Annotated in this window: 18 protein-coding genes; 17 read left to right on the forward strand and 1 reads right to left on the reverse strand. The window is 61.3% G+C overall.

Features of this window, described 5'->3' with window-relative positions; translation table 11 throughout:
• Positions 1-149: 149 nt before the first annotated feature.
• Both OC71_RS16610 and OC71_RS16615 read left to right on the forward strand, forming a co-directional pair.
• Positions 150-404, forward strand: a complete 255-nt coding sequence (locus OC71_RS16610) for a lipoprotein (protein ID WP_041071451.1) — start codon at positions 150-152, stop codon at positions 402-404.
• Between the two features lie 31 nt (positions 405-435).
• Positions 436-1005, forward strand: coding sequence for a lipocalin family protein (locus OC71_RS16615; protein ID WP_041071454.1), 570 nt, complete (start codon positions 436-438; stop codon positions 1003-1005).
• 120 nt (positions 1006-1125) lie between these two features.
• On the opposite strand, the gene OC71_RS16620 is transcribed toward OC71_RS16615, so the two are convergent.
• Positions 1126-2490 (reverse strand): formimidoylglutamate deiminase, encoded by a 1365-nt coding sequence (locus tag OC71_RS16620; protein ID WP_041071457.1) that lies wholly within the window; start codon positions 2488-2490, stop codon positions 1126-1128.
• Positions 2491-2678: 188 nt separating this feature from the next.
• Between OC71_RS16620 and hutC the strand changes: the two genes are divergently transcribed.
• The 15 genes from hutC to dtd all read left to right on the forward strand — a co-directional run bounded on the left by hutC (position 2679) and on the right by dtd (position 19563).
• Positions 2679-3347 carry a histidine utilization repressor gene (hutC, locus tag OC71_RS16625; RefSeq protein ID WP_230679353.1) on the forward strand — a complete coding sequence of 223 codons (669 nt, stop codon included), beginning with the start codon at positions 2679-2681 and terminating at the stop codon, positions 3345-3347.
• Positions 3344-3916: a HutD family protein gene (locus tag OC71_RS16630; protein WP_041071461.1), complete on the forward strand. Its 573-nt coding sequence runs from the start codon at positions 3344-3346 to the stop codon at positions 3914-3916. Before hutC ends, OC71_RS16630 begins: the two co-directional genes overlap by 4 nt.
• Before the next feature lie 481 nt (positions 3917-4397).
• Entirely contained in the window at positions 4398-6083 is a 1686-nt protein-coding gene (gene hutU / locus OC71_RS16635) for a urocanate hydratase (RefSeq protein WP_041071463.1), read from the forward strand.
• A gap of 153 nt (positions 6084-6236) precedes the next feature.
• Entirely contained in the window at positions 6237-7709 is a 1473-nt protein-coding gene (locus OC71_RS16640; protein WP_041071465.1) for a cytosine permease, read from the forward strand.
• 69 nt (positions 7710-7778) lie between these two features.
• Positions 7779-8747: an ABC transporter substrate-binding protein gene (locus tag OC71_RS16645; RefSeq protein WP_041071468.1), complete on the forward strand. Its 969-nt coding sequence runs from the start codon at positions 7779-7781 to the stop codon at positions 8745-8747.
• Positions 8748-8830: 83 nt separating this feature from the next.
• On the forward strand, positions 8831-9682 hold the full coding sequence (locus tag OC71_RS16650; RefSeq protein WP_007949591.1) for a proline/glycine betaine ABC transporter permease: 852 nt from the start codon (positions 8831-8833) through the stop codon (positions 9680-9682).
• Positions 9679-10509 (forward strand): glycine betaine/L-proline ABC transporter ATP-binding protein, encoded by an 831-nt coding sequence (locus OC71_RS16655; protein ID WP_047601084.1) that lies wholly within the window; start codon positions 9679-9681, stop codon positions 10507-10509. Before OC71_RS16650 ends, OC71_RS16655 begins: the two co-directional genes overlap by 4 nt.
• Positions 10510-10653: 144 nt before the next feature.
• A complete protein-coding gene (gene hutH / locus OC71_RS16660; RefSeq protein WP_041071473.1) occupies positions 10654-12177 on the forward strand; it encodes a histidine ammonia-lyase in 1524 nt (507 codons plus the stop codon).
• Between the two features lie 116 nt (positions 12178-12293).
• The gene (gene hutH / locus OC71_RS16665; RefSeq protein WP_041071476.1) at positions 12294-13826 is read left to right on the forward strand and encodes a histidine ammonia-lyase; all 1533 of its coding nucleotides are present in this window, start codon (positions 12294-12296) and stop codon (positions 13824-13826) included.
• A gap of 89 nt (positions 13827-13915) precedes the next feature.
• Complete coding sequence (hutI, locus tag OC71_RS16670; RefSeq protein WP_041071479.1) at positions 13916-15121, forward strand: imidazolonepropionase; 1206 nt, start codon at positions 13916-13918, stop codon at positions 15119-15121.
• Between the two features lie 10 nt (positions 15122-15131).
• Complete coding sequence (gene hutG / locus OC71_RS16675; protein WP_041071482.1) at positions 15132-15935, forward strand: N-formylglutamate deformylase; 804 nt, start codon at positions 15132-15134, stop codon at positions 15933-15935.
• Positions 15936-16188: 253 nt separating this feature from the next.
• A complete protein-coding gene (locus tag OC71_RS16680) occupies positions 16189-17136 on the forward strand; it encodes a choline ABC transporter substrate-binding protein (protein WP_041071485.1) in 948 nt (315 codons plus the stop codon).
• The gene (locus OC71_RS16685; protein WP_041071488.1) at positions 17136-18053 is read left to right on the forward strand and encodes an alpha/beta hydrolase; all 918 of its coding nucleotides are present in this window, start codon (positions 17136-17138) and stop codon (positions 18051-18053) included. Before OC71_RS16680 ends, OC71_RS16685 begins: the two co-directional genes overlap by 1 nt.
• A 104-nt stretch (positions 18054-18157) precedes the next feature.
• Positions 18158-19129 (forward strand): prolyl aminopeptidase, encoded by a 972-nt coding sequence (gene pip, locus OC71_RS16690; RefSeq protein ID WP_003220824.1) that lies wholly within the window; start codon positions 18158-18160, stop codon positions 19127-19129.
• Positions 19126-19563 (forward strand): D-aminoacyl-tRNA deacylase, encoded by a 438-nt coding sequence (gene dtd / locus OC71_RS16695; protein WP_041071491.1) that lies wholly within the window; start codon positions 19126-19128, stop codon positions 19561-19563. Before pip ends, dtd begins: the two co-directional genes overlap by 4 nt.
• Positions 19564-19720: the final 157 nt, after the last annotated feature.

Below are 19720 nucleotides of genomic sequence, written 5' to 3' on the forward strand. Positions count from 1 at the left end.
AATAGCCGCAGAAAGTGTCTGATTTGCCGATAAATGCCAGACGAGCGGAGCGATAAATAGCCATTTCTGAAGGGAACCAGATGAGGGTTTTCTCTTCTAAGCTTCTGGTTGGCACCATGCCATCCCCCTTCCGCTCCAGGAGTTACTTCATGTCGCTGCGATCTATCACCCTTCTGACTTTTTGCGTGCTGTTGGCCGCGTGCAGCAAGGTCAATCAGGAAAACTATTCCAAGCTTTCGGCCGGCATGGCCAAGGCCGAAGTTGAGACGCTGCTCGGCAAACCCACCGACTGTTCGGGTGCGCTCGGCATGTCCAGTTGTACCTGGGGCGACAAAAACAGCTTTATCAGCGTGCAGTACGCCGGTGACAAAGTGCTGATGTTTTCTGGCCAAGGCCTGAAGTAAACCGGGGCCAAGCGCCCACGGGAGAAAAATAATGAAGCGGTTATTGTTCGTCCTTTTTGCCGGCCTGGTACTGGCCGGCTGCGCCACTCACGGTGAAGATCCGCTGGCGCCCAAGACGGCTCACAGTGTCAACCTCAAGCGTTATCAGGGCACCTGGTATGAACTGGCGCGCCTGCCGATGTACTTCCAGCGCAACTGCGCGCAATCCGAAGCCCATTATTCGCTCAGGCCGGACGGCAATGTCGACGTGCTCAATCGCTGCCTGACCGCCGACTGGCAATGGGAAGAAGCCAAAGGCAAGGCTTATCCACAGGTGCCGGGCAAGACCGACAAGTTGTGGGTCGAATTCGATACCTGGTTCTCGCGCTTGATTCCCGGAGTGGCGAAAGGCGAATACTGGGTGTTGTACGTCAGCGACGACTACAAGACCGCCATCGTCGGCGACCCGAGCCGCAAGTACATGTGGTTGCTGTCCCGCACGCCGACCGTCAACGGTGTGGTGCGTGAGGAGTTGCTGAGCAAGGCGCGTCAGCAGGGTTACGACACCACGCGACTGATCTGGCGAGCGTCGGATCGGCAGATGGCGAAGACTTCGAATTAAAGACCACCACAAATCAAATGTGGGAGCGAGCCTGCTCGCGAAGAGGGTGTGTCAGTTAACGAAAATGTTGCTGATACACCGCTTTCGCGAGCAGGCTCGCTCCCACATTTTTGTTTTGTGTCAGCCTAAAAGTTCGCGCAGTACCTGGGTGAAGGCGCGTGCGCTTTCCTCTTCGCCTGCATGCCGGCCATCGCGCACCACCCACTGGCCATTGACCAATACATCGCGCACCTGTCGGTCACCGCCAGCGAACAACCAGCGATTCAAAATCCCGTCACCACTGGCCGTGGCCAGATACGGATCATTGCCATCGAGCACAATCCAGTCGGCACGCTTGCCGACTTCCAGCGCGCCAATCGGCTGCCCCAACGCCTGGGCGCCGCCGTCCAGCGCCGCGTCATACAACGTGCGCCCGACCATCGGCTGATCCGCGCCATACAAACGGTTGCGCCGCTGATCACGCAGACGCTGGCCGTATTCCAGCCAACGCAATTCCTCGACCACGCTGAGCGACACATGGCTGTCGGAACCGATGCCCATGCGTCCGCCCTGGGCGAGGAAATCCACCGCCGGGAAAATCCCGTCGCCCAGATTCGCTTCAGTGGTCAGGCACAGGCCGGCGATGGCGCGACTCTTGGCCATCAGCGTGACTTCCTCGGGATTGGCGTGGGTGGCGTGAACCAGGCACCAGCGCTGATCGACTTCGGTGTTTTCATAGAGCCATTGCAGCGGCCGACGACCGCTCCAGCTCAGGCAGTCATCGACTTCCTTCTGCTGTTCGGCGATGTGGATGTGCACCGGGCACTGCTTGTCGCTCGCCGCCAGCACTTCGCTGATCTGTTGCGGGGTGACCGCGCGCAACGAGTGGAAGCACAGCCCCAGCGATTGCGCTTTTTGCTGAGCCAGCAGCGGCTGCAGGCGCGCTTGCAGGTTCAGATAGTTTTCGGTGCTGTTGATAAAGCGGCGCTGCCCGTCATTGGGCGTTTGGCCGCCGAATCCGGAATGGCTGTAAAGCACCGGCAACAGGGTCAGACCGATGCCGCTGTCGCTCGCTGCCTGGCTGATGCGCAGTGCCAGTTCGGCCGGATCGGCATACGGCTGACCGTTGTTGTCGTGGTGCACATAGTGGAATTCAGCAACCGAGGTGTAACCGGCCTTGAGCATTTCGATGTACAGCTGACGGGCAATCACGCCGAGCTGCTCCGGGCTGATTTTTCCGACGAGGCGATACATCAGGTCGCGCCAGGTCCAGAAGCTGTCGTTGGGATTGCCAGCCACTTCGGCCAGTCCCGCCATCGCGCGTTGGAAGGCATGGGAATGCAGATTGGGCATGCCCGGCAGCAGCGGACCGCTCAGCCGCTCGGCGCCATCTGCGGTGGAATCGGCCTGGATTCGGGTCAGCATGCCATCGGCACTGACTTCGAGACGTACATGGTTGGCCCATCCGTTAGGCAGCAGCGCGCGTTCGGCAAAGAAGGCGGACATGGTTCAGCACCCCATCGTGTGTTATTTGTATATACATATACAGACGTTTGCCTGCCCGGTAAACTCCGGCAAGCTAGCAACCTTCATCCAATGAACAGGGATCCACCGTGCCGACTCCGCCTCCAGTCTCCCCGTTGGCCGCGAACCTGGGCGACAGTCCGGCGCCCTTGTACGCCCGCGTCAAACAGATGATCACCCAGCAGATCGACAGCGGTAACTGGCCACCGCACTACCGCGTGCCGTCGGAAAGCGAACTGGTCAGCCAGCTCGGTTTCAGCCGCATGACCATCAACCGCGCGCTGCGCGAAATGACCGCCGACGGCCTGCTGGTGCGCATGCAAGGTGTCGGCACGTTCGTCGCCGAACCGAAGAGCCAGTCTGCGCTGTTCGAAGTGCACAACATCGCCGACGAAATTGCCTCCCGTGGGCATCGCCACACCTGTCAGGTGATCACCCTCGAAGAAGAGGCCGCCGGCTCCGAGCGCGCGTTGGCGCTGGACATGCGCGAAGGGCAGAAGGTCTTCCATTCGCTGATCGTGCATTACGAAAACGACATCCCGGTGCAAATCGAAGACCGTTTCGTCAACGCGCTGGTCGCTCCGGAATACCTCAAGCAGGATTTCACCCTGCAAACCCCTTACGCCTATCTCAACCAGGTCGCGCCGTTGACTGAAGGCGAGCACGTGGTCGAAGCGATCCTCGCCGAGCCGTCCGAGTGCAAGTTGCTGCAGATCGAGAAAGGCGAGCCGTGCCTGTTGATCCGTCGTCGTACGTGGTCGGGCCGTCAGCCGGTGACGGCGGCGCGCCTGATTCATCCCGGTTCTCGTCATCGTCTGGAAGGACGCTTTCATAAATGAGCAGTGAAGTGAAAGTTTTACGCGCCGAAGGTTACCCACGCATGCCGTGGAAAAACGGCGGCGGCAGCACCGAAGAGATCACCCGTGACGCCGGTGCTGGCCTGGATGGTTTTGGCTGGCGTCTGTCGATTGCCGACATTGCCGAGTCGGGCGGTTTCTCGACCTTTGCCGGTTACCAGCGAGTGATCACGGTATTGCAGGGTGACGGCATGACCTTGTGCGTCGATGGTGATGACACGCGTCCATTGTTACCGCTGGACCCGTTTGCGTTCAGCGGCGAAAGCCAGGTGTCCTGCACCTTGCTCGGCGGCGCGATACGCGACTTCAACCTGATTTACGCACCGCAGCGTTACCACGCGCGTTTGCAGTGGCTGGACGGTGAACAGCGGTTTTTCAGCTCGGCCTCGACGGTGCTGGTGTTCAGTGTCAGCGAGCTGCTGCAAGTGCAGGTCGGTGACAACACTGCGCAACTGGCCCGACATGATTGCCTGCAGCTGGACGGTAACACCGGTCTGGTTGAAGTCGCGGTCAATGCCGCGTGCTGCGTGATCGAGCTGACGGCACGCTGATCTTCCTGCTCATGTAAAACACATTGTGGCGAGGGAGCTTGCTCCCGCTGGGCTGCGAAGCGGCCCCATTTCGGTGAACGCCGGAATGGGAGTCCTTCGGCCTCCAGCGGGAGCAAGCTCCCTCGCCACAATGGCATTCACACAAGCTGTTTCCCTTCACGCACCAACTTGTTACCGAACGCCCCAGCGTGGCGCAAAGCCACGGGTTCGTAACGATCCCCCGCGACCTCAATTCTCCCCCGCAAAAAATTTCATCCACGCCACAACCCTTGTTTCCAGCGCTCTGTAGACCTGTTCGCGATTTTTCTTGAACGGCTCTTCAGTGAGTTGGCCGCTTGATTGCATATGCTTGTATGTACAAGTAAAGACGTATGCGTATAAGTCCGCAGCGTCCACTGATTCGCTTGTCGCGCATTGAGGCGCACAGGCTGCTTGCCCACTGCCAGGGTTGGTTTGAATTGATCGCTGAGGAGTCTTTTTCGTGACTGACACAAAACCTACTAAGTACCGTGACGTCGAGATCCGCGCTGCACGCGGCAACAAGCTGACCGCCAAGAGCTGGCTGACCGAAGCGCCGCTGCGCATGCTGATGAACAACCTCGATCCGGAAGTGGCCGAGAACCCGAAAGAGCTGGTGGTCTACGGTGGTATCGGTCGCGCTGCGCGTAACTGGGAGTGCTACGACAAGATCGTCGAAAGCCTGACCAATCTGAACGACGACGAAACCCTGCTGGTGCAATCCGGCAAACCGGTCGGCGTGTTCAAGACTCACAGCAACGCCCCGCGCGTACTGATCGCCAACTCCAACCTGGTGCCGCACTGGGCGAGCTGGGAACACTTCAACGAACTCGACGCCAAAGGCCTGGCCATGTACGGCCAGATGACCGCCGGCAGCTGGATCTACATCGGCAGCCAGGGCATCGTTCAGGGCACCTACGAAACCTTCGTCGAAGCCGGTCGTCAGCACTACAACGACAACCTCAAAGGCAAGTGGGTCCTGACCGCCGGTCTGGGCGGCATGGGCGGTGCTCAGCCGCTGGCTGCAACTCTGGCTGGCGCCTGCTCGCTGAACATCGAATGCCAGCAGGTGAGCATCGATTTCCGCCTGAAAAGCCGTTATGTCGACGAGCAAGCCAAAGACCTCGACGACGCCTTGGCGCGCATCGCCAAATACACCGCCGAAGGCAAAGCGATCTCCATCGCCCTGCTGGGTAACGCCGCAGAAATCCTTCCGGAACTGGTCAAGCGCGGCGTGCGTCCGGACATGGTCACCGACCAGACCAGTGCCCACGACCCACTGAACGGCTACCTGCCGGCGGGCTGGACCTGGGAAGAGTACCGCGCCCGCGCCAAGACCGAGCCGGCTGCCGTGATCAAAGCCGCCAAGCAATCGATGGCGGTCCACGTCAAAGCGATGCTGGCGTTCCAGAAGCAAGGCATCCCGACCTTCGACTACGGCAACAACATCCGTCAGATGGCGCAGGAAGAAGGCGTGGAAAACGCGTTCGACTTCCCGGGCTTCGTCCCGGCCTACATTCGCCCACTGTTCTGCCGTGGCATCGGCCCGTTCCGTTGGGCGGCGCTGTCGGGTGATCCGCAGGACATCTTCAAGACCGACGCCAAAGTCAAAGAGCTGATCCCGGACGACGCCCACCTGCACAACTGGCTGGACATGGCCCGCGAGCGCATCAGCTTCCAGGGTCTGCCGGCACGTATCTGCTGGGTCGGCCTGGGCCTGCGTGCCAAGCTCGGTCTGGCGTTCAACGAAATGGTGCGCAGCGGTGAGCTGTCGGCACCGATCGTGATCGGTCGCGACCACCTCGACTCCGGCTCGGTCGCTAGCCCGAACCGCGAAACCGAATCGATGCAGGACGGTTCCGACGCCGTGTCCGACTGGCCACTGCTCAATGCGCTGCTGAACACCGCGAGCGGCGCGACCTGGGTCTCACTGCACCACGGTGGTGGCGTGGGCATGGGCTTCTCGCAGCACTCGGGCATGGTGATCGTCTGCGACGGTACTGACGAAGCGGCCGAGCGTATTGCGCGCGTGCTGCACAACGACCCGGCGACCGGTGTCATGCGCCACGCCGATGCTGGTTACCAGATCGCCATCGACTGCGCCAAGGAGCAGGGGCTGAACCTGCCGATGATTACCGGCGGCAAGTAACACAGATTCCTGTGGGAGCTGGCTTGCCAGCGATAGCGGTGGCACTGCCGGAATTGATGTTGAAGGTGCCGACGTCATCGCTGGCAAGCCAGCTCCCACAAGGGTTCGAGTAGGCTCGAGAGAACAATCAAAACAATCCACAGAGGTTGAATCATGGCTGTAACCCCCGATCGTGCAGGTAACAAACCGTTGATCGAAAGGCGTTCGATCGACTACATCCCGGAAGCGGAAAGACACGGTCGTCTGTTGAGCCAGTTCACCCTGTGGATGGGTGCGAATCTGCAAATCACCGCGATTGTTACCGGGGCCTTGGCCGTGGTGCTGGGCGGTGATGTGTTCTGGTCGTTGATCGGTCTGTTGATCGGTCAACTGCTCGGCGGCGGCGTGATGGCGCTGCACGCGGCGCAAGGGCCGAAGCTTGGCTTGCCGCAGATGATTTCCAGCCGGGTGCAGTTCGGCGTGTATGGCGCGGCGATCCCGATCGTGCTGGTGTGCCTGATGTACCTGGGCTTTACCGCCACCGGCACCGTGCTGTCCGGTCAGGCGCTGGGCCAGTTATTCGGGGTCAGCGACACCGTCGGCATCCTGCTGTTTGCCAGTGTCATCGTGGTGGTCACCGTGCTCGGTTATCGGGTGATCCACTGGATCGGGCGGGTCGCCAGTGTCATCGGCGTGATTGCCTTCGTGTATCTGTTCAGCCGTCTGCTGAGTCAGGTGGATGTGGGCGCCCTGTTGCAGATCCGTCACTTCAGCTGGAGCAGCTTCTTGCTGGCGGTGTCGCTCGCGGCGTCCTGGCAGATCGCCTTCGGCCCGTATGTGGCGGACTATTCGCGTTACTTGCCGAGCAAGGTTTCCTCGGTGAAAACCTTCTTTGCCGCTGGCGCCGGTTCGGTCATCGGCGCGCAGGTGGCGATGGTCCTTGGCGTGTTCGCTGCGGCATCGGCCAACGGCCAGTTCGCCGGGCATGAAGTGGCCTACATCGTCGGGCTGGGCGGCACCGGTGCCACGGCGGCGCTGCTGTACTTCAGCATCGCCTTCGGCAAGGTCACCATCTCGACGTTGAACTCGTACGGCAGTTTCATGTGCATCGCCACGATCATCAGCGGCTTCCGTGGGCACCTGACGGTCTCGCGCCTGCAGCGTCTGGTGTTCGTGCTGGTGATTGTCGGTGCGGCGACCCTGATCGCACTGCTTGGCCAGCACTCGTTCCTCGGTGCGTTCAAGTCGTTCATCCTGTTTCTGCTGGCGTTCTTCACGCCATGGAGCGCGATCAACCTGGTCGACTACTACTGCATCACTCGTGAACGCTATGACGTACCGGCGCTGGCCGATCCGAATGGTCGCTACGGCCGCTGGAACCTGCTCGGGATCAGCGTCTATGTGTTCGGTGTGCTGGTGCAGCTGCCGTTCATCTCCACCAAGTTCTACACCGGCCCGCTAGTGGCTGCCCTCGGTGACGTGGATATTTCCTGGATCATCGGCCTGGTGCTGCCTGCCGCGCTGTATTACCTGTGCGCAAAAAAATGGCACGGCTCGGTGCCTGATCAGCTGATTTTGCCGCTCGAGCAGAACAGTGTTGTACAACCTGAAAAAAGTGGGGCCGGGCGCGCTGCGGCGCAGGCCTGATTGGACGTGGACAGGGCTGGATGCCTCTTGACTGCCGTAAGCCAATTCATGATTAGGAGCGTCGCAATAATGAAATCGAACAAGACCCTGCTCACCACACTGCTGTCCATGGGCCTGCTGGCCAGTGCCGGCGCCACCCAGGCTGCCGGCTGGTGCGAATCCGGCAAACCGGTGAAATTCGCCGGCCTGAACTGGGAAAGCGGCATGCTGCTGACCGACGTGCTGCAAGTGGTGCTGGAGAAAGGTTACGACTGCAAGACCGACAGTCTGCCGGGCAACTCCATCACCATGGAGAACGCCTTGAGCAGCAACGACATTCAAGTGTTCGCCGAAGAGTGGGTCGGCCGCAGCGAAGTCTGGAACAAGGCTGAGAAGGCCGGCAAAGTCGTCGGTGTCGGCGCCCCGATCGTCGGCGCTATCGAAGGCTGGTACGTGCCGCGCTACGTGATCGAAGGCGACGCCAAACGCAAGATCGAGGCAAAAGCCCCGGACCTGAAAAACATTGCCGATCTGGGCAAATACGCGACGATTTTCAAGGACGCCGAAGAGCCGTCCAAGGGCCGTTTCTACAACTGCCCGGCGGGCTGGACCTGTGAGCTGGACAACAGCGAAATGCTCAAGAGCTACGGCCTGGAAAACAGCTACACCAACTTCCGTCCGGGCACCGGCCCGGCGCTGGATGCGGCGGTGCTGTCGAGCTACAAGCGTGGCGAGCCGATCCTGTTCTACTACTGGTCGCCAACCCCGCTGATGGGCCAGATCGACGCGGTCAAACTTGAAGAAAAACCGGGCGTCGACAAGAGCGTGAGCATCAAGGTCGGTCTGTCGAAAACCTTCCACGAACAGGCGCCGGAACTGGTGGCCGTGCTGGAGAAGGTCAATCTGCCGATCGATCTGCTGAACCAGAACCTGGGCCGCATGGCGAAGGAACGTATCGAGTCGCCAAAACTGGCGAAAATCTTCCTCAAGGAACATCCTGAGGTCTGGCACGCGTGGGTCAGTGACGACGCAGCCAAGAAAATCGACGCGGCGCTGTAGGTCGATACCTCCCGGTCAACCGTGAGGCTGGCCGGGAGATATGCCGTCATCGCTTGATTGAGATTTCTGATTGAGAGCCGCTTATGTTTCCCGAAAGCTTTACCTTTTCCATCGCCGACTGGGTCAACGGTTGGGTCGATTCGCTGGTCACCAATTATGGTGATGTGTTCCGCCATATCTCCGACACGCTGCTGTGGGCCATCGTCAACCTCGAAGGCCTGCTGCGTGCCGCGCCGTGGTGGTTGATGCTGGCGATCGTTGGCGTCGTCGCCTGGCACGCCACGCGTAAAGTCGTGACCACCGCCGTCATCGTCGGTCTGCTGTTCCTGGTGGGCGCTGTCGGCCTGTGGGACAAACTCATGCAGACGCTGGCGCTGATGATGGTCGCGACGATCATTTCGGTGCTGATCGGCATTCCGCTGGGGATTCTCTCGGCGCGCAGCAATCGCCTGCGTTCGGTGCTGATGCCGCTGCTCGACATCATGCAGACCATGCCCAGCTTCGTGTACCTGATTCCGGTGCTGATGCTGTTCGGCCTGGGCAAGGTCCCGGCGATTTTCGCCACGGTGATCTATGCCGCGCCGCCGTTGATCCGCCTGACCGATCTGGGCATTCGCCAGGTCGATGGTGAAGTGATGGAGGCGATCAACGCCTTCGGTGCCAACCGCTGGCAGCAACTGTTCGGTGTGCAACTGCCGCTGGCCCTGCCGAGCATCATGGCCGGGATCAACCAGACCACGATGATGGCCCTGTCGATGGTGGTAATCGCCTCGATGATCGGCGCCCGTGGCCTGGGTGAAGACGTACTGGTGGGCATTCAGACCCTCAACGTCGGACGCGGCCTCGAAGCCGGTCTGGCGATCGTGATTCTCGCAGTGGTCATCGACCGCATTACTCAGGCGTACGGTCGGCCACGGCATGAGGTGAGCAAATGAACAACGCAACCGTGAGCAAGATCGAAGTCAAAAACGTCTTCAAGATTTTCGGCAACCGCGCCAAGGACGCACTGGCGATGGTCGGCCAGGGCAAGACCAAGGATCAGGTGCTGAACGAAACCGGTTGTGTGGTCGGGGTCAATGACCTGTCGCTGAGCATCGGCACTGGCGAGATCTTCGTGATCATGGGCCTGTCCGGTTCCGGCAAATCGACGCTGGTGCGCCACTTCAATCGCCTGATCGACCCCACCAGCGGCGCGATCCTGGTCGATGGCGTAGATATCCTGCAATACGACATGGAAGCGCTGCGCGAATTTCGCCGGCACAAGATCAGCATGGTGTTCCAGAGCTTCGGCCTGCTGCCGCACAAGACCGTGATCGAGAACGTCGCCTACGGCCTGAAAGTGCGCGGCGAGAGCAAGCAACTGTGCGCCGAACGCGCGCTGCACTGGATCAACACCGTGGGTCTCAAGGGCTACGAAAACAAATACCCGCATCAGCTCTCCGGCGGCATGCGTCAGCGTGTCGGCCTGGCCCGCGCGCTGGCGGCGGACACCGACATCATCCTGATGGACGAAGCGTTCAGTGCGCTCGATCCGCTGATCCGCGCCGAGATGCAGGACCAGTTGCTGGAGCTGCAAAAGACCCTGCACAAGACCATCGTCTTCATCACCCACGACCTCGACGAGGCCGTGCGCATCGGCAACCGCATCGCGATTCTCAAGGACGGCCGCCTGATTCAGGTCGGCACGCCAAGAGAGATCCTGCATTCGCCGGCGGATGAGTATGTTGACCGGTTCGTGCAGCGGCGGGCGGCGGTGGTTTGATTTGAGTTTTGCAGTGCATTGACTGGCCTCATCGCTGGCAAGCCAGCTCCCACAGGGATCGAGTGAACAATGAGAACTCTGTGGGAGCTGGCTTGCCAGCGATGAGGCCGGTAAAGCTGCATCAATGTTTGGATGAGGTTGAAGATGTCCCAGGCTGAAAAAATCATCATCACCGGCAACCCCCTGCGTTGGCAGGACGTGGTCGCCGTCGCCCGTCACGGCGCGCAACTGGAGTTATCGAGCGAAACCTGGGCGCGCATCGAAAACGCTCAGGGCATCGTCCAGCGCATCGTCGAAAGCGGCGAGCGTGCTTATGGCGTCAATACCGGCCTGGGTGGTTTGTCCAATGTCTCGCTGAAGGACGAACAACTCAGCCAGCTCTCGCGCAACACCTTGCTCAGCCACGCCTGTGGTGTCGGCCCGGTGCTGCCCGATGAGCAGACCCGCGCGATCATCTGCGCGGCGATTCACAACTACAGTCACGGCAAATCCGGTATTCATCGCCGCGTGGTTGAAGGCCTGCTGGCGCTGCTCAATCGCGGCATCACCCCGCAGGTTCCGTCGCAAGGCTCGGTGGGTTACCTGACGCACATGGCGCACATCGGCATCGCGCTGCTGGGCGTGGGCAATGTCAGCTATCGCGGGCAAATCATCTCGGCGCAGCAGGCGTTGGCCGAAGAAGGCCTGCAACCGGTGCAGCTCGGCGCAAAGGACGGTTTGTGCCTGGTCAACGGCACGCCGTGCATGACCGGCCTCAGCTGCCTGGCGATTGCCGATGCGACGCGACTGGTGCAATGGGCCGACGTGATCGGCGCCATGAGCTTCGAAGCCCAGCGCGGCCAGATCGCCGCGTTCGACGCCGAGATCATCGCGCTCAAACCGCACCCGGGCATGCAGCAGGTCGGGAGCAATCTGCGTGCGTTACTCGATGGCAGTGAAGTGATCGCGACCAGCAAAGGCATTCGCACTCAGGATGCGCTGAGCATCCGCTCGATCCCGCAGGTGCACGGCGCAGCGCGCGATCAACTGGAACATGCGATCAGGCAGGTGGAAGCCGAACTCAATGGCTGCACCGATAACCCGTTGCTGCTGGGCACGCCGGACAACTTCCGGGTGATGTCGCAGGCTAACCCGCACGGCCAGTCAGTGGCGATGGCAGCGGATCTGCTGGCGATTGCCATGGCCGAAATCGGCTCGATTGCCGAGCGTCGCCTCGATCGCCTGGTCAACCCGCATGTCAGCGGTCTGCCGGCGTTTCTGGTGGCCAATCCGGGGGTGAACTCCGGGATGATGATCGTGCAATACGTCGCCGCCTCGCTGTGTGCCGAGAACCGCCAACTGGCGCAACCGGCGGTGCTCGACAACTACGTCACCTCGGGCCTGCAGGAAGACCACTTGAGCATGGGCACCAGCGCTGCGCTGAAGCTGCACCGCGCCCTGGAAAACTGCACGCAGATCCTCGCCATCGAGTACCTGCTGGCGGCGCAGGCCTTTGAATTTCTCAAGGCGCAGCGCTTTGGCGCGGGCACCGACCGGGCGTGGCGCCTGCTGCGTGAAACCGTCCCGGCCTACGATCAGGATCGCTGGCTGGCGCCGGACATCGCTGCCGCCGCAAGCGTTCTGAAGCACCCGGATTCGCTGCACAACGTATTACCGAATCTGCACTGACAATACCCATACCAGCGTGCCAAGGCGTGGATCGTCCACAAGACGAGAAACGACGGATAACGGAATGCTCCGGAGCGACTGGTAGTTAATAACAATGCCTAAACAGGAGCATTTAAATGACTGCGCTGAACCTGATTCCTGGCCAATTGAGCCTGGCCCAACTGCGTGACGTTTATCAGCAACCGGTCAAGCTGACCCTCGACCACAGCGCCTCCGCGCAGATCGAGGCCAGCGTTGCGTGTGTCGAGCAGATCCTCGCCGAGAACCGTACCGCCTACGGCATCAACACCGGTTTCGGCCTGCTGGCCTCGACCCGCATCGCCAGTGAAGACCTGGAAAACCTCCAGCGCTCGCTGGTGCTGTCCCACGCCGCCGGCGTCGGTCAGCCGATCAGCGATGAACTGGTGCGGCTGATCATGGTGCTCAAGGTCAACAGCCTCAGCCGTGGTTTCTCCGGCATCCGCCGCGTGGTGATCGACGCGCTGATCGCGCTGATCAACGCCGAGGTGTACCCGCACATTCCGCTCAAAGGTTCGGTCGGCGCATCCGGTGACCTCGCGCCGCTGGCGCACATGTCGCTGGTGCTGCTGGGCGAAGGTAAGGCGCGTTACAAAGGCGAGTGGATGGAAGCCACCGAAGCGCTGAAAGTCGCCGGTCTGACCCCGCTGACGCTGGCGGCGAAAGAAGGTCTGGCGCTGCTCAACGGCACTCAGGTGTCCACTGCATTTGCCCTGCGCGGTCTTTTTGAAGGTGAAGACCTGTTTGCCGGTGCGCTGGCAATCGGCGGTCTGACGGTGGAAGCGGTGCTCGGTTCTCGCTCGCCGTTCGATGCACGTATTCACGCCGCTCGCGGTCAGAAAGGCCAGATCGATGCCGCTGCCGCTTACCGTGATCTGCTCGGCGAGCGCAGCGAAGTCTCCGATTCGCACCAGAACTGCGAGAAGGTCCAGGACCCGTATTCGCTGCGCTGCCAGCCGCAAGTCATGGGCGCTTGCCTGACCCAGTTCCGTCAGGCCGCCGAAGTGCTGGCCATCGAAGCCAACGCCGTGTCAGACAACCCGCTGGTGTTCGCGGCTGAAGGTGATGTGATTTCCGGCGGTAACTTCCACGCCGAGCCGGTGGCCATGGCCGCCGACAACATGGCCCTGGCCATTGCTGAAATCGGTTCGCTGAGCGAGCGCCGCATCTCGCTGATGATGGACAAGCACATGTCGCAACTGCCGCCGTTCCTGGTGGCCAATGGCGGCGTCAACTCGGGCTTCATGATCGCTCAGGTGACCGCCGCGGCACTGGCCAGCGAGAACAAGGCGCTGGCCCATCCGCATTCGGTCGACAGCCTGCCGACCTCGGCCAACCAGGAAGACCACGTGTCGATGGCCCCGGCCGCCGGCAAGCGCCTGTGGGAAATGGCCGAAAACACCCGCGGGATTCTCGCGGTGGAATGGCTGGCGGCGGTGCAGGGGCTGGACCTGCGCAATGGTCTGAAGACCTCGGCCAAGCTGGAACAGGCGCGAGCGATTCTGCGCCGCGAAGTACCGTTCTATGAGAAGGATCGCTTCTTTGCGCCGGACATCAATGCGGCGACTGAGCTGTTGGCTTCGCGGTGTCTGACCGAGCTGGTTCCTGCCAGGCTGCTGCCGAGCCTGTAAGGCCCTCATCGCTGGCAAGCCAGCTCCCACAAATACCTGTGGGAGTTGGCTTGCCAGCGATACGATTTTGAACAAGACGAGGACTTGGGATGAAAACCCTCTGGCAACACTGCCACGTCGCAACCATGGCGCAAGGCGTCTACTCGATCATCGAGGATGCGGCCATCGTGACGTCCGGTGCGCACATCGAGTGGATCGGCCCGCGCAATCAATTGCCCTCTGGCGAATACCCGGCGGTCAACGACCTGCAAGGCGCGTGGGTCACCCCCGGCCTGATCGACTGTCACACTCACACGGTGTTCGGTGGCAACCGCAGCGGCGAATTCGAGAAACGCCTGCAAGGCGTCAGCTACGCCGAGATCGCGGCGCAGGGCGGCGGTATCGCCAGCACTGTGCGCGCCACCCGTGAAGCGAGCGAAGACGAGCTGTTCGCCAGCGCCGCCAAGCGTTTGAAAAGCCTGATGCGCGACGGCGTGACCACGGTCGAGATGAAGTCCGGCTACGGTCTGGATCTGGCCAGCGAACGCAAGATCCTGCGGGTCATTCGCCGGCTCGCCGCGCAACTGCCGATCAGCGTGCGCAGCACCTGTCTGGCCGCCCACGCCTTGCCGCCGGAGTACCAGGATCGCGCTGACGACTACATCGAGCACATCTGCGCCGAGATGCTTCCCGCTTTGGCCGCCGAAGGTCTGGTCGACGCCGTGGATGCGTTCTGCGAGTACCTGGCGTTCTCGCCGGAGCAGGTCGAGCGGGTATTCATCACCGCGCAAAAGCTTGGTCTGCCGGTAAAGCTGCATGCCGAACAATTGTCGTCGCTGCATGGCTCCAGCCTGGCCGCGCGCTATAAGGCGTTGTCCGCCGATCATCTGGAGTTCATGGATGAAGACGACGCCATCGCCATGGCCAAAGCCGACACCGTCGCCGTGCTGTTGCCGGGCGCGTTCTATTTCCTTCGCGAAACCCGGTTGCCACCGATGGACGCCCTGCGCAAGCACAAGGTCAAGATCGCCATCGCCAGTGACCTCAACCCCGGCACCTCGCCGGCGCTGTCGTTGCGCCTGATGCTGAACATGGCTTGCACCTGCTTCCGTATGACTCCGGAAGAAGCCTTGGCCGGTGCGACCATCCATGCCGCACAAGCGCTGGGCATGGCTGACACCCACGGTTCGCTGGAAGTCGGCAAGGTCGCGGATTTCGTCGCCTGGCAGATCGACCGCCCGGCGGACCTGGCCTATTGGCTCGGGGGCGATCTGGACAAACGCGTCGTGCGTCACGGCGTTGAATCAAGTCTGTAGGAGAGCGGTTGTGGATAAGGTTCTGAACTTCAAACAAGGTCGCGTGCCGCTGCTGATCAGCATGCCTCACGCTGGCGTACGTCTGACCCCGGCGGTCGAGGCCGGATTGATCCCGGACGCGAAAAGCCTGCCGGACACAGACTGGCACATTCCGCAGCTTTACGATTTTGCCGAGGCGTTGGGCGCCAGCACGTTGGCCGCCGAGTACTCGCGGTTTGTCATCGACCTGAACCGCCCGTCCGACGACAAACCGCTGTACGCCGGCGCCACCACCGGGCTGTACCCGGCGACGCTGTTCGATGGCATTCCGTTGTTCCGCGAAGGGCTCGAGCCCTCCAAAGCCGAGCGGGCGACCTATCTGGAACAGATCTGGACGCCCTATCACCGCACCTTGCAGCAAGAGCTGGCGCGGCTGAAGGCTGAATTCGGCTATGCGCTGCTGTTCGACGCGCACTCGATCCGCTCGGTCATCCCGCACCTGTTCGACGGCAAACTGCCGGATTTCAACCTCGGCACCTTCAACGGCGCCAGTTGCGATCCACAACTGGCGACGCAACTGGAAGCCATCTGCGCCCGTCACGACCCTTACAGCCACGTGCTCAACGGGCGCTTCAAGGGCGGCCACATTACCCGCCATTACGGCAACCCGGCCGAGCACATCCACGCCGTGCAACTGGAGCTGTGCCAGAGCACCTACATGGAAGAGTTCGAACCGTTCCGCTACCGCGCCGATCTGGCGGAGCCGACGCGGGTGGTGCTCAAGGCGTTGCTGCAGGGTTTGCTCGCCTGGGGCGAGAGCCACTACCCATCCTGAACACAGACCCACACCCCCTGTGAGAGCGAGCTTGCTCGCGAAAGCATCGTGTCAGTCGATTATGAGGTGACTGATTCACCGCATTCGCGAGCAAGCTCGCTCCCACGAGGGGGCGGTGGTCCGTCCGGGTCGCCGCTGTGCAAAACACAGTCGCCACCGTTCATCTTTCCCTCTCGTCGCCTGCGTAATGTTGCGGCCACGGTGCACCAGACACCGACCTGACAATAATCCGCTGCCGCACGAGAACCCCCGAATGAAAAAGCTCTTCACTCGTTGTGCGTTAATCCTCACTGGCAGCGCGCTGTTCAGCGCTGGCGTCATGGCCAATGACGACGCCTCCTGCAAAACCGTGCGCATGGGCGTGGTCAACTGGACCGACGTGATCGCCACCAGCGGCATGGCCGATGTGTTGCTCAATGGTCTCGGCTACGACAGCAAGCAGACCAGCGCGGTGCAGCAGATCATCTTTGCCGGCATTCGCGACAAGCGTCTGGACATCTTCCTCGGCTACTGGAAACCGGCGATGGACAACAACATTGCGCCCTTCCTCGCTGCCAACCAGGTCAAAGTCCTGGACAAGCCGAGTCTGGCAGATGCTCAGGCGACGCTGGCGGTGCCGGATTACGTGGCGGCGGCCGGGTTGAAAACCTTTGCCGACATCGCGAAGTTCAAGGATCAGTTGGGCGGCAAGATCTACGGCATCGAGCCGGGCAGTGGGGCCAACACCACCATCAAGAACATGATCGAGACCAACCACTTCGGTCTGAAGGATTTCAAGATCATCGAGTCCGGTGAGGCAGGCATGCTCGCCGCTGTGCAACGCGCGGTGAATCGCAAGGAGTTTGTGGTGTTCGTCGGCTGGACCCCGCACCCGATGAACATCAACATGAAGATCACCTACCTGACTGGCAGCGAAGACGTCTACGGCCCCAACGAAGGCGCCGCCACCGTGTCCACCGTGACCGCGCCGGATTACGCCGAACGCTGCCCGAACGTCCATCGCCTGCTGCAAAACCTGACGTTCACTGCCGCCCAGGAAAGCCAGCTGATGGTACCGATCATGGCGCGCAAGACGCCGCAGGACGTGGCAAAGAACTGGCTGCGTGAACACCCCGAGGATCTGCAGCGCTGGCTGGCCGGGGTCAGCAGTTTTGATGGCAAGGATGGCGTGGGCGCGGTTCAGGCCAGTCTGAAAAACTGATGAACCATTATCTGCTGACGCCGGCCATGGCGGCCTTCGTTACCCGAACCGAAAGTTTCGTCAGTGATGACAGTAGTCTCGCAGGACTGCGCCAGGCCTATGACGCCATGTGTCGGGCCTTCACCCCTGAACGGCCCGCAGGGCTGGAGGTCGTCGACTTCCAGTTGAGCGGCGTACCGGTGCGTTCCTACCGGCCGCCGCTCAAGCCACCGGCCAGCGGCTGGCCTTGCGTGTTGTACTTGCATGGCGGTGGTTGGGTCGTCGGTGGGCTCGGCTCTCACGACTTCATCTGTTTCGAACTGGCCATGGCGCTGGGTGCGATGGTGGTGGCGGTGGATTATCGGCTGGCGCCAGAACATCCATACCCGGCGGGGTTCGAGGATTGCCTGAGTGTCTGGCGCGCGTTGCGCAGCGGGCCGTTCTGGTTTGACCCGCAGAAACTGCTGGTAGCCGGCGACAGCGCCGGTGGCAATCTCGCCGCCGCGTTGTGCCTGGCGTTGCGCGATGCCGGCGAGGCGATGCCGGCGGCTCAAGTGCTGATCTATCCCGGCCTTGGCGGTGACGACCGGTTGCCGTCACGCAGCGAATGCGCCGATGCACCGTTGCTCGGCAGCCATGATGTGCACAGCTATCAAGCGTTATACCTGCGCGGCAGCCCTCGGCTGGATGCTTATGCCATGCCGCTGCTCGCTGACGATTTCAGTGGATTGCCGCCTGCCTGGATCGCCGTGGCGCAATTCGATCCGCTGCGCGACGACGGCGTGGGCTACGCTGAACGACTGGCCAGCGCCGGCACAGACGCTTCACTTTATTACGGCGAAGGGCTGGTGCACGGTTGTTTGCGTGCGCGAGGTCAGGTCGCCGAGGTCGACCGGCTCTACGAAAACCTGTTGAGGTTCATGGCTGACAAATTGTGACTGCGTGCGGGCATGCTCATTGATGTAAATCGGGTTTATGATGCCGGACGGCAGAATAATAGAAGTCCCCCCAGGGATGACCTCGACCCCTTACGGAGCACGCAATGCAGACATTGTTTCCGCAGATCAAACCCCATGCCCGGCACGATCTGGCTGTCGATGACACCCACACGCTGTACGTCGACGAAAGCGGTTCACCGGAAGGCTTGCCGGTGGTGTTCATCCACGGTGGTCCCGGCGCCGGTTGCGATGCGCAGAGCCGTCGCTATTTCGACCCGAATCTCTATCGCATTGTCACCTTCGACCAGCGCGGCTGCGGACGCTCCACCCCCCACGCCAGCCTGGAAAACAACACCACCTGGGATCTGGTCGCCGACCTCGAGCGTATCCGCAAGCACTTGGGCATCGACAAATGGGTGCTGTTTGGCGGCTCGTGGGGTTCAACCCTGGCGCTGGCCTACGCGCAAACCCATCCGGAGCGTGTTCATGGTCTGATCCTGCGTGGGATCTTTCTCTGCCGTCCGCAGGAAATCGAGTGGTTCTATCAGGCCGGTGCCAGCCGTCTGTTTCCCGATTACTGGCAGGACTACATCGCGCCGATCCCGCTGGACGAGCGCGACGATCTGCTCAGCGCTTTCCACAAGCGCCTGGTTGGTAACGATCAGATCGCCCAGATGCACGCGGCCAAGGCTTGGTCGACGTGGGAAGGGCGCACCGCGACCCTGCGGCCGAACCCGCTGGTGGTCGACCGTTTCTCCGAGCCGCAGCGCGCCCTGTCGATCGCGCGGATCGAATGCCACTACTTCACCAACAATGCGTTCCTCGAGCCGAACCAGTTGATCCGCGACATGGGCAAGATCGCTCATCTGCCGGGGGTGATCATTCACGGTCGCTACGACGTGATCTGCCCGCTGGACAACGCCTGGGAATTGCATCAGGCCTGGCCGAACAGCGAGCTGCAGGTGATTCGCGATGCTGGCCACGCCGCCTCCGAGCCAGGCATTACCGACGCGCTGGTGCGTGCCGCGAGCAACATGGCCCGCCGCCTGCTCGACCTGCCGCCAGAAGAAGCATGAAGGGGCTTCTGCAGCGCGTGCGCGGTGCGCGGGTCGAAGTCGCGGGAGAAATAGTCGGCGCGGTGGATCAGGGTTTGCTGGTGCTGGTGGCGGTCGAACCCGACGATACCCGTGCCAGTGCCGACAAACTTCTGCATAAGCTGCTTAACTATCGAGTATTCAGTGACGCCGAGGGCAAGATGAATCTGTCCCTGGCGGATGTGGGCGGCGGGTTGCTGCTGGTCTCTCAGTTCACCCTGGCTGCCGACACCAAGAGCGGGTTGCGTCCGAGTTTCTCGACCGCAGCCCCTCCGGCATTGGGCGAGGAATTGTTCGACTATCTATTCAGCAAAGCGAAACAGATGCATGGCACTGTGGCATCAGGTAGATTCGGCGCGGATATGCAGGTGCACCTGGTCAACGATGGCCCGGTCACCTTCCTGTTACAGACATGAAAGCGCTTGAAACATCTTTTCAAGGGCTTTTCGACTGAAAACAGGCGTTTTTCGCGATAAATACTTTGTTACCCCTGATGCGTTGTCACGCGGGCTACTAGATAATCGCGCGCTATGGGGATCAGCGTTCGCTGGTCCATTTTTGACTTAGGTAGAG

It is taken from the genome of Pseudomonas sp. W15Feb9B (assembly GCF_000828175.1).
GTDB lineage: Bacteria > Pseudomonadota > Gammaproteobacteria > Pseudomonadales > Pseudomonadaceae > Aquipseudomonas > Aquipseudomonas parakoreensis.